General features: G+C 71.6%; 13 protein-coding genes and 1 tRNA gene. 5 read left to right on the forward strand and 9 right to left on the reverse strand.

The window, feature by feature from the left end:
- The first annotated feature begins 79 nt into the window (after window positions 1–79).
- Window positions 80–2,956, forward strand: a complete 2,877-nt coding sequence (locus J2Y42_RS15990; RefSeq protein WP_309860458.1) for an aminotransferase — start codon at window positions 80–82, stop codon at window positions 2,954–2,956.
- Here the strand turns inward: J2Y42_RS15990 and J2Y42_RS15995 are convergent.
- Window positions 2,895–3,830, reverse strand: coding sequence for a LysR family transcriptional regulator ArgP (locus J2Y42_RS15995; protein WP_309860460.1), 936 nt, complete (start codon window positions 3,828–3,830; stop codon window positions 2,895–2,897). The genes J2Y42_RS15990 and J2Y42_RS15995 overlap by 62 nt on opposite strands.
- Before the next feature lie 71 nt (window positions 3,831–3,901).
- On the opposite strand from J2Y42_RS15995, the gene J2Y42_RS16000 reads away from it, so the two are divergent.
- The gene (locus tag J2Y42_RS16000; RefSeq protein ID WP_309860462.1) at window positions 3,902–4,501 is read left to right on the forward strand and encodes a LysE/ArgO family amino acid transporter; all 600 of its coding nucleotides are present in this window, start codon (window positions 3,902–3,904) and stop codon (window positions 4,499–4,501) included.
- Between the two features lie 18 nt (window positions 4,502–4,519).
- Here J2Y42_RS16000 and J2Y42_RS16005 read toward each other — a convergent pair whose 3' ends face one another.
- The 6 genes from J2Y42_RS16005 to galU all read right to left on the reverse strand — a co-directional run bounded on the left by J2Y42_RS16005 (window position 4,520) and on the right by galU (window position 8,820).
- The gene (locus J2Y42_RS16005; protein ID WP_309860464.1) at window positions 4,520–5,101 is read right to left on the reverse strand and encodes a TetR family transcriptional regulator C-terminal domain-containing protein; all 582 of its coding nucleotides are present in this window, start codon (window positions 5,099–5,101) and stop codon (window positions 4,520–4,522) included.
- Between the two features lie 2 nt (window positions 5,102–5,103).
- Complete coding sequence (locus J2Y42_RS16010) at window positions 5,104–5,652, reverse strand: hypothetical protein (RefSeq protein WP_309860466.1); 549 nt, start codon at window positions 5,650–5,652, stop codon at window positions 5,104–5,106.
- A gap of 107 nt (window positions 5,653–5,759) precedes the next feature.
- Window positions 5,760–5,835 (reverse strand) — tRNA-Ala (locus tag J2Y42_RS16015).
- A 58-nt stretch (window positions 5,836–5,893) separates the two neighbouring features.
- The gene (locus J2Y42_RS16020; RefSeq protein WP_309860468.1) at window positions 5,894–7,027 is read right to left on the reverse strand and encodes a hypothetical protein; all 1,134 of its coding nucleotides are present in this window, start codon (window positions 7,025–7,027) and stop codon (window positions 5,894–5,896) included.
- A 129-nt stretch (window positions 7,028–7,156) separates the two neighbouring features.
- Window positions 7,157–7,819 carry a GNAT family protein gene (locus J2Y42_RS16025; RefSeq protein ID WP_309860470.1) on the reverse strand — a complete coding sequence of 221 codons (663 nt, stop codon included), beginning with the start codon at window positions 7,817–7,819 and terminating at the stop codon, window positions 7,157–7,159.
- Window positions 7,820–7,842: 23 nt separating this feature from the next.
- On the reverse strand, window positions 7,843–8,820 hold the full coding sequence (galU, locus tag J2Y42_RS16030; protein ID WP_309860472.1) for a UTP--glucose-1-phosphate uridylyltransferase GalU: 978 nt from the start codon (window positions 8,818–8,820) through the stop codon (window positions 7,843–7,845).
- A 59-nt stretch (window positions 8,821–8,879) separates the two neighbouring features.
- On the opposite strand from galU, the gene J2Y42_RS16035 reads away from it, so the two are divergent.
- From J2Y42_RS16035 to mscL, 3 genes are read left to right on the forward strand one after another with little or no spacing between them, the layout of a single operon-like run.
- Window positions 8,880–9,464, forward strand: a complete 585-nt coding sequence (locus J2Y42_RS16035) for a 5-formyltetrahydrofolate cyclo-ligase (RefSeq protein WP_309860474.1) — start codon at window positions 8,880–8,882, stop codon at window positions 9,462–9,464.
- A 35-nt stretch (window positions 9,465–9,499) separates the two neighbouring features.
- A complete protein-coding gene (locus tag J2Y42_RS16040) occupies window positions 9,500–9,829 on the forward strand; it encodes an FmdB family zinc ribbon protein (RefSeq protein WP_309860476.1) in 330 nt (109 codons plus the stop codon).
- A gap of 17 nt (window positions 9,830–9,846) precedes the next feature.
- A complete protein-coding gene (mscL, locus tag J2Y42_RS16045; protein WP_309860478.1) occupies window positions 9,847–10,284 on the forward strand; it encodes a large-conductance mechanosensitive channel protein MscL in 438 nt (145 codons plus the stop codon).
- A 218-nt stretch (window positions 10,285–10,502) separates the two neighbouring features.
- On the opposite strand, the gene J2Y42_RS16050 is transcribed toward mscL, so the two are convergent.
- Window positions 10,503–10,694 carry a hypothetical protein gene (locus tag J2Y42_RS16050; protein WP_309860480.1) on the reverse strand — a complete coding sequence of 64 codons (192 nt, stop codon included), beginning with the start codon at window positions 10,692–10,694 and terminating at the stop codon, window positions 10,503–10,505.
- 26 nt (window positions 10,695–10,720) lie between these two features.
- A complete protein-coding gene (locus J2Y42_RS16055; RefSeq protein ID WP_309860482.1) occupies window positions 10,721–14,479 on the reverse strand; it encodes an AAA family ATPase in 3,759 nt (1,252 codons plus the stop codon).
- Window positions 14,480–14,491: the final 12 nt, after the last annotated feature.

A 14,491-nucleotide genomic window follows, 5' to 3' on the forward strand; every position in this document is an offset into this window, starting at 1 on the left:
CGCTCGACGGTCGACATGGCGTCCATACCCCCTCAATAGACTGACGTCAGATCCGCCCCACCCGAGCCCTGGAGCCCCGTTGCCGAACTTCGACTTCCTCACCCAGCCCGCTCTCCCGCGCCCGGATGTCACGCCCGACGACGCGGCCGCGATCGCGGCAGCGCACTTCGGTCTCGACGGCCGCATCACCGAACTCGGCAGCAACCAGGATCGCAACTTCCGCATCGACACCGGTGACGACCGGTACGTGCTCAAGCTCGCCAACCCCGTGTTCTCCGCCGACGAACTGCGGGCTCAGAACGCGGCGCTCCGCGCGCTCGCGGGGTCGGGCATCCGCATCCCGGAGGTCCTCGAGACCACCGGCGGCGATGAGCTGGTCGAGGTCGACGTCCGCGGCACGACCCTGCTCGCCCGCGTGCTGCGCTACCTCGACGGCGACCCGCTCACCGGCGTCGGTCGGCCGACCCGCGAGCAGTTGCGCACGCTCGGGACCCTCGCCGGCCGTGTCGCCGCCGGGCTCTCGGCACTCCGCCACCCTGGGCTCGACCGGACGACGCAGTGGGATGCGCGCGTCAGCGGCGAGGTCGTCGACCTGCTGCTCGAGCACGTCGCCCAGCCGGCCAAGCGCGCCGTCGTGCGGGAGGCGACCGACGCTGCACTCGCCCGGCTACGGCTCGTGCGCGACCGGCTGCGCGTGCAGGCCGTCCACGGCGACGTCACCGACGACAACATCGTGCTCGGCGAGGGCGGACCCGGCGTGATCGACTTCGGCGACGTGTCCGACGGCTGGCTCGTGGCCGAGCTGGCCGCAACCGTCACGAGCGCCCTGCACCACCTTCCCGACGAGCCGCTGGCCGTGCTGGACGTCATCGAGGCCTTCCACGCCGAGTCCCCGCTCGACGACGCGGACCTCGCCGCACTGTGGCCCCTGGTCGTCCTCCGCGGCGCCGTGCTCGTGGTCAGCGGCGAGCAGCAGGTCGCGCTCGAAGCCGACAACATCTACGCCGCTGAGAACCGCGCGCACGAGTGGGTCGCGTTCGACGTGGCCCGACGACTGAACGCGGCGGAGCTGGAGACACTGATCCGCGCCCGGCTTGCCCGGTCCGCCGTCACCGGGGCGCCGACCGGACTCGGCCGCTTGGTCGCACTCACCAGCACTCCGGAGAACCTCGCCGACCTCTCCGTCACCGCCCGCGACCTCGATGCGGGCGCCTGGGTGTCGGCGGATGCGGAGGATACCGTCCTCGCCCGCGTCTGCCGCGAGCACGGGCACGCCGTCACCCGGTACGGTGAGGCGCGGCTGACCCGCGCTCGGACCGACCGCGCCCTGCCCTCCGCGACCGTTGCCCTCGCCGTGACGCTGGATGCGCCCACCGGCGTCGAGGTGACCGCCCCGTTCGCGGGCGAGCTGGCGCTCGTCGGCGGCTCCTGGCTGCTGCGCGGCGACGATGCCGACCTCTGGCTGGACGGACTCACCCGTCCGCTCACGACCGCGACCGTGGCCGCCGGCGCCCCGATCGGCACGGCCATCCGCCTCACGGCGCAGCTCAGCACGCTGCGCGGGCACCGCCCACCAGCGTTCGTCACTCCGACGCTCCCGTTCTCTGCTTGGGCGGCCGTCTCCCCCGACCCGTCCGCGCTCTTCGGCGCCGACCTCGCAGCGGCGGATCCCGATCCGGAGGAGTCTCTGGCACGACGGGACGCGACCTTCGCCCAGGTGCAGGAGCACTACTTCGCACATCCACCGCTGATCGAGCGCGGCTGGCGGCACCACCTCGTCGACACGCGGGCCCAGAGCTACATCGACATGGTCAACAACGTGACGCAGATCGGCCACGGGCACCCGCGGCTGGTCGACGCTGTGCGGGACCAGTGGGCGCGGCTGAACACGAACTCGCGGTTCCACTACGACGAGCTCTCCCGTTTCACCGAGCGCCTGGCGGAGATCGCGCCCGAGGGGCTCGACACCGTGTTCCTGGTGAACAGCGGCAGCGAGGCGGTCGACCTCGCGCTCCGGCTGGCCCAGATCCACACCGGCCGCCGGACCATCCTGGCGGTGACCGAGGCCTACCACGGCTGGACGATGGCTTCGGACGCGGTCTCGTCGTCCCTCGGCGACAACCCGCGCGCCCTCGAGACCCGGCCCGACTGGGTGAAGCTCGTCGCCGCTCCCAACTCGCTGCGCGGGCGCCACCGCGGCCCCGACTCGGCGGCCGCCTACCTGGCCGACCTCGACGCCGACCTCGCGGAGCTGGATGCGGCCGGCACCGAGGTCGCAGGCTATATCGCCGAGCCGGTGTTCGGCAACGCGGGCGGCCTGATGCTCCCCGACGGCTACCTGGCCGGCGTCTACGAGCGCATCCGCGCGCGCGGCGGCGTCTGCATCGCCGACGAGGTACAGGTCGGCTACGGGCGGCTCGGGCACTACTTCTGGGGCTCCGAGCAGCAGGGAGTTCTGCCGGACGTCATCACGATCGCGAAGGCCATGGGCAACGGGCAGCCGCTCGGAGCCGTCATCACCCGGCGCGAGATCGCCGAGTCGTTCGCCGCCGAGGGCAGCTTCTTCTCCTCCGCCGGCGGCAGCCCCGTCTCGTCGGTGGTCGGCCTGACGGTGCTCGACGTCATGCGCGACGAGGGCCTCCAGCAGAACGCCGCGACGGTCGGCGACCACCTGGCCGCGCGTCTGCGCGAGCTGGGCGAGCGGCACCCGCTCGTCGGCGCCGTCCATGGCATGGGCCTCTACCTCGGCATGGAGCTGGTCCTCGACCGCGAGACGCTGCAGCCCGCGACCGCGGAGGCGGCGCTGGTGTGCGACCGCATGCTGGCGGAGGGCTGCATCGTCCAGCCGACCGGGGACTACAAGAACGTGCTCAAGATCAAGCCGCCGCTGTGCATCACACGCGAGAGCGCCGATCGTTTCGCGGACGCGCTCGACCTCGTGCTGGCGACCCTGTAGGCCGGAGGACGCGGCCCGCCTCCTCTCCGATCGCGGCGGCGACGGCGTCGAGCGCGGCCGACCGCAGCGACCACTGGTGCCAGTACAGCGGAACCTCGGCCGTTCGCTCGTCGTCGAGCACGACCAGCGCGCCGGAGGCGACGAGCGCATCCGCCTGCAGATCGGGCAGCATCCCCCAACCGAGCCCGTGCACCGCCGCCTCGACGAACTGGGTGGACGCCGGGATGTAGTGGCGCGGCGGTCGCGCACCGGGCGCGAACGCGTCGAGATAGCGGTCCTGCAGGGCGTCCTTGCGGTCGAACACCAGCATCGGCGCGACGGCGGCCGCCTCCGGACTCCAGCCGTCCGCGCACCAGCGGGCGACGAAGGCTGGGCTCGCCGCGGCCCGGTAGACCATCGAGCCGAGCGGACGGGACGTGCACCCCTGCACCGGCTCCGGATCGGACCCGATCGCCGCCAGCGCCGTCCCGTCACGGAGACGGTCGAGAGTGTGCTCCTGGTCGTCGATCGCCAGCTGGTACGCGACGCCGTCGAGCCGGGCGAGCGCGGGCAGCACCCAGGTGGCGAGGGAGTCGGCGTTGACGACGAGCGGGAGCGGCGTGCTGGTCGTGTCGTCTGCACCGGCGAGTTCTGCCGCGGCCTCCGCCTCCAGCAGGGTCAGCTGACGGGCCAGGCGAAGCAGGACGCTGCCCGCCTCGGTCGGCTCGACCGGCTTGCTGCGCCGGACGAGCACGCGCCCGCTCTGCTCCTCGAGCGCCTTGATGCGCTGACTGACCGCCGACGGGGTGATGTGGAGCGCAGCGGCGGCCGCCTCGAAGGTTCCACCGTCCACGACGGCGGCGAGGGTCCGCAGGTGCTCCACGTTGGCCGCCATATGAAGGGATGCTAATGCATCATCACGAACCTGAGCTGTACTTAGTCGACGCACCACCCTAGCGTCGAGGGGTGCTCGCAACGTTCTTCACCGGCCTCGGGTCGGCCGCATCCCTCATCGTCGCCATCGGCGCGCAGAACGCCTTCGTCCTCCGTCAGGGGCTGCGCCGCGAGCACGTCCTGCCGATCGTCGTCATCTGCGTCGTCAGCGACGCCCTGCTGATCGCGGCGGGAGTGGCCGGCATCGGCGTCCTGGTGAAGAACGCTCCGATCGCGCTCGAGGTCGTCCGCTGGGCCGGCTTCGCCTTCCTCCTCGGCTACGCCGTCTTCGCCGCGCGCCGGGCCCTCAAGCCGGAATCGCTGACCGCCTCCGGCGCCGTAGCCGGATCCCTCGCCGCCGCCGTCGGCACCTGCCTCGCGATCACCTGGCTCAACCCGCACGTCTATCTCGACACCGTGCTGCTGCTCGGCTCGCTCTCGGCCTCGCACGGCGACCCCGGCCGCTGGGTGTTCGGAGCGGGCGCTGCCACCGCGAGCCTGCTCTGGTTCGGTCTGCTCGGCTTCGGCGCGCGGTTCGCCGCTCCCGTGTTCGCGAAGCCGATCGCCTGGCGCATCCTCGACGGCGGGATCGCGGTGCTGATGGTCGTGCTCGCGATCCTGCTGGTCGTCTAGACCGGCAGGCCGCGCAGCTCAGCGGAGCGCGTCGAGGTGCGCCGCCAGCACGCCGACGGCCCGCCGGCGCTCCTCCGGTCCGTCCTCCCACAGCAGGTGGAGCGCGACACCGTCGACCAGGGCGTGCAGCCGGTCCGCCTCGACCGACGCATCCCGTCCGGCCCGCAGCTCCCCCGTTCGGTCCAGCTCCGCGAGGAGACCGGCGCACAACTCGCGAATGGCGGAGTTGAACTCGAGCAGCACCGGTCGAAGCTGTCCGCTGCTGAGCGCCAGGGCTCCGAGCTGCAGGTGTGCGGTCAGTTCGACGCGCCGTTCCTCGTCGAGGGGCAGCAGTTCCTCCAGGACGGCGAGCACGGCCGTCCTGCCCTCGCCGCGAACCCGTTCGATGCGACGTGTCGCGTTCTGCCGGATGTGCTCGAGGCAGAACCGGCGCAGCGCATCCTGCTCGGGGAAGGCCCGGCGGAGGGATGCGGTGGCGATGCCCGCTTCGGCCGCCACATTGCGCACCGACAGCCCCGCCAGGCCGTCGCGCGCAAGCACGCGCAGCGCCGCCTCGGCGATCTCGCGGTCGCGCTCCTCGTGGTCGATCAGCCGCGGCATCGTCAGCCCCTCGACACGGCCGGCCGCGCGGTCTTCCTGGGCCAGATCGTGTAGCTGACCGCCCAGAGCACATCGATGCCGAGGATCACTCCGAGGAGGGGGAAGAACCCGAGCAGCTCCGCGGTGCGCACGGGAGCTCCGACCACGAGGATCAGCACCCCGAGGATGGCCCCGGCGACGGCGCACGCGAGCAGCGTTCGCGCGGCGTCCTTCCAGCAGGCGACCGTGTACGCCCACCCCGTCGGCTTCGGACGCGGCTCGGCACCACGGAAGCGCTGCGCGAACTTCGCGTCGGCCCAGGCGATCATCCGGTGCCCGTAGGCGACCGAGATGCCGATGTAGAGGGCGGCGAGGCCGTGGTGCCAGGATGCCGTGGCCCCTCCGATCAGGTCGGCGGCGACCAGCACCAGCAGCACGACATCAATGAGCGGCGCGGCGATGAGAAGCGCGGCGCCCACGCGGGGTTTCCCGGCCGGATAGCGGGCGATCAGGCCGGCGACGATGGCCACCCAGAATCCGATCTCGCATGCCACGATCGCCAGCAGAATCATCTCGTCCCCCGAACCCCTCAGTGTTAGCACGACTGTACCAACAAAACGCGATGGGAGCGAACGCGGGCAAACAAAAAGGCCGCCCGACTGGGCGGCCTTTCCGGTTCTGGTGGAGCTAAGGAGATTCGAACTCCTGACCTCTTCGATGCGAACGAAGCGCGCTACCAACTGCGCCATAGCCCCGGGGAACTGCTTAGAAACAATAGCACCCCTCGCGGGTCCCGTCGAAATCGAGCACGGCTCAACTGGCCGCTCGGCGACGACGCAGGACCGCGTCCAGGTCCATGCTGCCGGTGTCTGCCTCGTCGAGAATCCCCATGCTCGCGTAGCGGCTCGGGACGGTCGTCGCAGCGGGCGCGGAGGCCACTGCCGAGGACACCGCAGAGGCCGATGCTGAGGCCACCGCGGACGCGACAGCGGACGGGCCCGTCGACTCCGCGACCGGCCGCTCCACGGCCCGCAGCGGCACCGGCGCAGCCACCGGAGCGGGCGGTGCGACCTCGGCCGCCCTCCGCTCGAACTCGGCGCGGGCGGCCGCGCGGCGCAGCTCCGCCGCGGCATCCACCGACGCCATCGCGGCGGCCGCGACCGTGCCGGGCGACAGGTGCAGCGGCTTCGGGAGCGGGCGGGGCGTCCAGCTCTGACGCAGCCGCTCCTGCACCGGGACGTCGTCGTGCTGAGCGTCGTCGTAGAGCTCCGGCGCGACGACGGACGTGCGCACCAGGGGCTGGGCGACCGCGGAGGCGCGGTCGGGCCGCGCGAGGCGGCCGAGCATCCATCCGGAGAGCGCGACCGCGCCGAGCGAGGCGGCGGCGAGCAGCCATGCTCCGGTCTCGAAGAGCAGAACCGTGCCCGAGACCAGCCCGATCAGGCCGGCGACGAGCACGAGGGTCGAGAGTCCGCGCGCCCGCCGGAGACGGCGGCGGCGCTGCGGCGACAGCACCGGACGAGCGGTGGATGTGGCGAGCACACGAGCGCGCTGCGCGGCAGCCGCGCGGGCGGCACGCTCCAGGGCGATCGCCTCCGCTGCGGCCCGCTCCGCCTCCTCCGCGGCACGGCGGCGCTCCTCGGCGAGGGCCTGCTCGCGGCGTGCGTGGGCGGCGGCCTCCGCGCGGGCGGCGGCGAGGGTCTTCTGCTCCGACTTGCGGAGGATGCGCTGCTGCTCGGCGACCGTCCGGGCGGTGGCCTCGAGGCGCACCTCGTCGGGAAGTTCGCTGGTCTCGGCAAGGATGCGCAGCGTCTGCTGCAGCCGCACGGCGTTCCGCTCCGTGGCGAGGTACTCCCGGCGGCGCAGCCACACCGGGACCAGATAGGCGAGCCACAAAGCGGCCGCGAGCGCGACGACGACCCCACCGCCCATCACATCCCCGTTCATGTCCTCTACGGTAGGGGCGGCGACGGCCGAGCCTCGGTCACCCGCGGGGGTGTGTCACCCGATCCAGCGCGCTTTCAGCACATTTCCACCGGAAGCACCCGGCTGAGCGGCCCGGGGATGAGAACCGGCTCAGTAATGCCGGGCGATCGGCAGCGGGATGGCCGCCGCCGCGCGGTCCTCCGCGGGCACGACCGCCGCGTCCTCGGGGACGTTGTGGTCGAGCCAGCGGCGCAGCACGCCCTGGGTCAGCTCCTCGGACACCAGCGCGAAGCAGAAGTGGTCGCGCCAGTCGCCGTTGATGTGGATGTAGCGGCGCCGCAGCCCCTCGTAGCGGAAGCCGAGCTTCTCGACCACGCGCAGGCTCGGGCCGTTCTCGGGCCGGATGCAGATCTCCATCCGGTGCAGTCCCAGCTGGTAGAAGCAGTAGTCGGTCGCCAGCGCCACCGCGGTCGGGGTGATGTTGCGACCGGCGAACTCCTCGGCGATCCAGTAGCCGATCGTCGCGCTCGACAGCGAGCCGTACGCGATCGACGAGACGTTCAGCTGCCCGGCGAGCCGGCCGTCCCACTCGACGATGAACGGCAGGCCGTGCCCGGCGCGCGCGTTCGCCAGCAGGGAGCGGATGCTCGCGCGGGTGTCGAACGACCCGGGCGCGTACGGGCTCGTCGCCTCCCACTGCCGCAGCCAGCTGCGGTTGTCGAGCAGCGACCGTTCCAGCGGCCGCGCGTCGCGCAGACGGATGGGACGCAACCCCACGCGACCCTCGGTGAGGGTGGGGACGACGAGCGCCAACGGAGTCCTCCTTCGGCCGGCCGTCAGCGGGACCGGTCGGACAGCGTCTGGATGGGCCCGGTCGGGTCGACGGGCATCTCCTCGACGAACTCCACGGGCTCGTCTTCGAGCTCCGCCGCGAACTCGCGGAGCCACGGGCGCAGCTCCGGGCCGAGGTCCTCGCGGTCGACGGCGAGGCGGACGATCGCCTTGATGTAGTCGAGTCGGTCGCCGGTGTCGTAGCGGCGGCCGCGGAAGACGACGCCGTAGACACCCCCGGTCCAGTCGGGCGCCTCCGCCATGGACTGCAGCGCGTCGGTCAGCTGGATCTCGCCGCCGCGACCCGGCTCGGTGCGCTCCAGGACGTCGAAGACCTCCGGGCGCAGCACGTAGCGGCCGATGACGGCGTAGTTCGAGGGGGCGTGCTCCTTGTCCGGCTTCTCGACGAGGCCGGTGATGCGGACGACATCCTCCTCGTCCGTCGTCTCGACAGCGGCGGCGCCGTACAGGTGGATGGAGTCGGGGTCGACCTCGAGGAGGGCGACGACGCTGGCGTGGCGCTGCGACTGCACGGTCAGCATCCGGCTCAGCAGATCGTCGCGCGCGTCGATGATGTCGTCACCGAGCAGCACCGCGAACGGCTCGCGGCCGACGTGCATCTTGGCCCGCAGGACGGCGTGGCCGAGACCCTTCGGGTCGCCCTGGCGCACGTAGTGCATGTCGGCGAGGGCGGTGGAGTAGTTGACCTTCTCGAGCCGGTCGGTGTCGCCCTTCTTGGTGAGGGTCTCCTCCAGCTCGGCGTTGCGGTCGAAGTGGTTCTCGAGGGCGTTCTTGTTGCGGCCGGTGATCATCAGGACGTCGTGCAGGCCCGCATCCACGGCCTCCTCGACGACGTACTGGATGGCGGGCTTGTCAACGACCGGCAGCATCTCCTTGGGCATCGCTTTCGTCGCCGGGAGGAAGCGGGTTCCGAGGCCGGCTGCGGGGATCACTGCTTTCGTAACGCGGTCGTGATTTGCCATGCCGCCTACAGTATCCGCATTTCGGCGGAGCACAGGATGGCATCTCCTAGGATTGCCGTATGGACTCGGACACCGCCGCTCATCGCAAGCGCGCCCTGCGTGCGGAGCTCCGCGAGCGCCGGCAGAACCTCACCACGACCGAGCGCCAGACCGCGACGGCGGGCCTGACCCGCAACCTGGTCGACCTCGCGACCGACCTGTCCGCCCGCTCGGTCGCGGCGTACCTCTCCACCCCGGTGGAGCCGGACACGCGCCCCTTCCTCAACTGGGCGCACACGCAGGGTCTGCGCGTCCTGCTGCCGATCTCGCGCGAAGACGGCCTGCTCGACTGGACCACCGGCGACGGCGAGACCGAGACCGAAGGCCTCTACGGCCTGCCCGAGGCGGTCGGCGAGCTGCTCGGACCCATCGCGATCAACGATGTCGACCTCATCCTGGTGCCGGCGGCCGCCGTCGACGCGACCGGGATGCGGATGGGCTGGGGCCGCGGCTACTTCGACAAGACGCTGGGCAGCATGGAAAAATGTCCCCCGGTGTACGCCGTCCTCTTCGACGGCGAACTGGTGGACGAGGTGCCGCGCGAGCGTCACGACCAGCCGGTGGACGGCGCGGTCACCCCGACCCGCATCGTCCAGTTCACCTGACCCCCGACCCCGACAGCGAGCGCAGCGGAAGAAGAATGCCGACCTACTCCTATTCGTGCCGCGACTGCGGCCACGCCTTCGACATCCAGCAGGCCTTCACCGACGACGCCCTCACGGTGTGCCCGAACTGCGGCGGATCGCTCCGCAAGGTGTTCGGGACCGTCGGCGTGACGTTCAACGGCTCCGGGTTCTACCGGACCGACTCGCGCGGCGGTGCGAAGAAGTCGGACTCGGGTTCGTCGTCGTCGGGTTCGTCCTCGTCCGGCTCGTCGGATTCCTCCGGCTCGTCGTCCTCCGGCTCCACGTCGTCCAGCTCCTCCACCTCCTCGACCCCGTCGACCTCGTCGTCGGGCTCCGCCGCGTAGAAGGGTTCGTTCCGGTCATGCTCAAAGGGTTCAAGGAGTTCATCCTCCGCGGAAACGTGATCGACCTCGCGGTCGCGGTCGTCATCGGCGCGGCGTTCACGGCGGTCGTCAACTCGATCGTGAACAACCTGATCAACCCGCTGATCGGCGCGATCGCCAAGACGCAGGGCCTCGAGTCGTCGCTGGTGCTGACGATCGGCGACGCGCAGATCAAGTTCGGCGCCGTGCTCGCGGCGATCATCAACTTCCTGATCGTCGCCGTGGTCGTCTACTTCGTCTTCGTCTACCCGATCAACCAGGTGCGCAAGCGGGCCGAGCGCCTGCGCAAGAAGGGCGTCGTCGAGCCGGAGGCCCCCATCACGGAGCTCGACCTCCTCACCGAGATCCGCGACCTGCTCCAGGCGCAGCAGTCGCCGCCGCAGCCGTCGGGCAAGCACGCCGACCCCCTCCCCTGACCCCTCCCGCAGCCCCCATCCGCTGAGGTGCACGTTGTCGCGGTCGACACGCCGCACAAACCCACCACAACGTGCACTTCGAGGATTTCGAACGACCGCGGCCGGGCCGTCTCCCGGCGCCGCCATCCGCTGAAGTGCACGTTGTGGCGGTCGACACGCCGCGCGACTGCGCAACTACGTGCACCTCGGCGAGACGGGATGCGCCGGGAGGCGGCGGGCTACCAGTGCGGGGGGACGTCGCGGCGGAGTTGCTCGTCGTTCGACGACCAGCTGGGGGCGTTGTCGGAGTCGGGAGCGGCCGGCGGCAGCACAGGCTCCTCGCGCGGGTCGACGCGCGGCGCCGGGTCGGTTCCGGGCGCGCCCGGGCGCTGCACACGGCGGTGCCGCCGCCTCCCGGGTGTCTCGCTCATCCCGTCCAGCCTAGAACGGACCCGCCCTACGCGAGCGGCGGCAGCGTGATCGGCGCCGTCTCGGCGTCCGGCTCCGTCTTGCCGATGAGCTTGGCGATGCGGCCGGCGACGGCGTCCGGGTCGGCGAACAGCTCGAAGCTGTGCACGCGCAGGTAGTGCCAGCCGAGGCGCCGCAGCACGTCCGGACGGAGGCGCAGCGACTCGCGGAGGCTGCCCTTCGACACGTCCTGGTCGGTCTCCACCGCGACCGCGCGGCCGCCGTGCGAGGCGACGAGGGTCAGCTTGCCGCGGTAGCCGAGGTGCACGTCGAGGCCGCGACGGGCCAGGCGCTTGGCGAGGTCGAGCACCATCGGGTCCGCGTCCGGGCTCAGGTACTCCGGAGCGGCGGCCTGGATCTGGTCCGCCTCCCCCAGCACCTGGGCGAGCGCCGCGATGCCGTGCCGCATCCGGGTCTCGTCGATGTCCTCCGGCCGGAAGCAGGAGACGATGTCCATTCCGCGGCGACCGCGGGTCATGCCGACAGCGAGCAGGCGGTCGCCGCCCGGCTCCGCGAGCGCGCCGAAGTTCGACAGCAGTCGCCCGTGCGGGGTGCGGCCGTAGCCGATGGAGAAGATGACACGGTCGCGGCTCTGCCCGACCGACTGGTCGAGGGTGACAACGGTGAACGGCTCCGCCCGGTCGCCCAGGATGAAGTCGGCCAGCTCCGAGCGCTTCGCGAAGGCCGCCAGCACCGCCTGGTTGACGCGCACGGCGTGACGCTCGCTCGCGGTGATGACCATGAGGGATTCGCGCGGACGCTCGGTCGCGTGCGCGAGCACCAGCTCGACGACCTTCGCGACCTCGGCGTCGGTCGACTCGACCGCTCCCGTGTCGGTGTCCGGCATGCCCTGACCGCCGCTGACGTAGTGCAGCGACAGGCTGCCGTGGCCGAGGTAGGTGCCGGCCCAGGGCATGGAGTCGATCATCCCGCCGTAGAAGCGGCGGTTGACCAGCTCGGCGAGGTCTTCGCCCCCGGCGCGGTAGCTGCGGCTGAGCGTGTAGACGGGGAGCAGTTCGGAGAGGCGCGCGAGCGCTGAGTCGGCGTGGAGCGCGTCCACGTCGACGTCTTCGACGGTCGTGCCGTACTCGTGCACGCCGATGTCGAAGCGCGACGGCGTCTGCGTCACCGGGTCGCCGAACGCCACGACCTGCTTCGCGCGGCGGATGACGGGGACGTTCTCGGCGAGGCTCGACGCACCCGCATCCACCAGCAGCACGGCGTCGAAACCGACCTCGCGGCCGATCGACGGCACCTCGTAGGGCGAGATCAGCCACACCGGCGCCAGCGGGCGCGCGAGGTGCGGCGCCGCCTCGTTGAGCGTGGTCGCCGTCGGCGTCGTGCTCTTCAGGAGGCGCTTCAGCGCTGCGGCCTCGTCCGGCCAGTCGACGATGCCGATCTTCCAGGTCTCGGCGAGCATCCACGCCAGCTGCTTGCCTGTCGCGGAGGCGTGCGCCTCATCCACCAGGCGGAAGTCGGCCTCGAGCCGGTCGAGCACACCGGTGTTGGCGTTGAGCAGGGCGCGGTCCGAGGCGAGCAGTGACTCCAGCACCGACTGCCACCACGCGAGCTCCAGCTCGGCGCTCACCTGCGTCTCCGGAACGTGCCGGATGGACAGGTCGGAGATCAGCGGGTCGAGCTCCTGCTCGCGCAGCTGGGTGAGCAGGGCGGTGCGCTCCTGCAGGTTGGCGAGCACCTCGGACTCGGCGGCGAGGCCGGCGATCTGGCGGGTCAGCTCCTCCACGGGGAGCGCTGCGAGCGACTGCGGCGTCCCGGTGCGGCGGAGCGGGATGTCGAGGCGCGCCAGGTCTTCGGCAACGCGCTGGTAGGCGACCTGCACGTCCGCGATCCCGACCGGGACCTCGGGCACGACGCCGGCGACGGCGAACCGGTTCCACAGGATGCGCTGCTGCTGGATGCGCCGCAGGCTCTCGTTGAGGTCGGTGACGTGCACGCCGGGCCGGACGTACTCCAGGGCGTGCTTGCGCAGGCGGCGGCGGTTGGCGCTCGACATCGACGGCGACTCGCGACGGGATGCGGTGGCCGCGATCAGCTCGGTCAGCGAACGGTCGTAGACGGAGGGCGTGAACTTGTCGAGCGTCTCGCGGATGTCGAGCAGGAGCCGCAGGTAGACGCCGAGCTCCGCGATCGACGCGAACGGACGCATCCGCGTCTGGCCGATGAGGGCCTGGGCGCGGTCGATGAGGCGAGGCAGTTCGGCGCGGTTGAGCTTCTTGGCCAGTTCGTGCGCTGCCTTCCCCTCTTCCGTCGTCGTGAAGGAGGCGCCGTACCAGGGAGAGTCGTTGGGTCCGTACCGGAACTCGCCGAGGCGGGCGGCGCGGATCAGCGCGTCCGCCGACGCGGCACGGTCGCGGGCGAGCCCCTCGATCGCCCGGCGGCCGAGACGGGCCGTCGTCGAGGGCGGGGCGGGAAGAAGGGAGAGGCGCGAAAGCTCGCGCAGCGCATCCAGAACGGACACGCGCAGCACGGGGTCGCGGCGGGTCAGCGCGGCGCGGTAATCGACGAGCACCTTCCGGAGCCGCACCAGTGCCTCGTCGACGTCGGTGACCTTCGGCTGCGTGGCCTTCTCGTTGCGGGCGATCGACTGGATGAGGTCACGGCGCAGCGTGCGCGGCGTCACCGCGAGACCCGGCAGGCCGGCCTTCGTCAGCCGCTGGGCGATGTCGTCGAGGCTCGACCGCCGCGGGCTCACCACGAGCACGCGCTTGTGCTGGGCCACCAGGGCGCCGATCGCGTTGACGATCGTCTGGGTGCCGCCGGTGCCGGGCAACGTCTTGACGACGAGGGAGTTCCCCGCCGCGATCTGCGCCACCACGTTCTCCTGCGCCTCGTCGGCGTCGAGCAGGAGGGTGTCGGTCGCGGGCGGGCGCTCGTCCTGGCGGATGGGCTCCACCGGGTTGAAGGCGCTCTCGACCGTCGTGCGCGCGGTCGGGTTGCCGGCCAGCGCATCCAGCAGCACGGTATCGAGGTCGCGCGCCTCTTCGCTCAGCGCCGGGGCGACGTCGGCGAAGGACGAGGCGACCAGCCGCGGCTGGACGTTGAACCAGGGCAGGTGCGAGGTCAGGCCCCGCAGGCGGTCGATCACCGGCTGCGGCTTGAACACGCCGTTGCTGACGGCGAGCGCGACGAAGGCGTCCGCATCCAACGTGATCTGGAACTGCTCGTTGAGGGCGCGCGCGAGCTCGGGGTTGAGGAAGGTGTGGCCCTTCAGCTTCAGCTCGAAGTCGCGGCCGTAGCGGCGGATGGCGAGCGGGCGCAGCAGGATCGGCGCGAAGTACTCCTCGGAGCCGTGACGCCACTGCGCCAGGCCGATCGCCAGGTGCACCGACTCGATGCCGCGCACGGAGCGCAGCTCGATGCCCTTCGCGGTGATCGCATTCGCGGCCGCGCGTGCGGTGCGGAGCGCCAGCTCGTCGCGGATGAGGCTGGAGAGCAGCGTGCTCTGCCCGGTGATGAACTGCGGCAGGCCGCCGGGATGCGTCGTGCTCAGCTCGATGCGCGTGCGCGGGCTGTCCTCGAAGTGGAGCAGCGGAGAGACCCCGCCGACCGCGGCGATCTCGTCGCGCCAGCGCTTCCACACCGGGTCGGCGATGTTGCCGGCGACCAGGGCCGGGTCGCCCAGACTGAGCGCGTGCGGAGCCGTCGTCGTGCGCGGGTTCAGGGCGTCATCGTCTGGGATGCCCGACGTCGCGTCGTCATCCTCGGTCTTCCTGTCCAGTCGCCACACACCGACACCCTA

This window comes from Leifsonia sp. 1010, assembly GCF_031455295.1.
Taxonomy (GTDB): Bacteria; Actinomycetota; Actinomycetes; order Actinomycetales; family Microbacteriaceae; genus Leifsonia.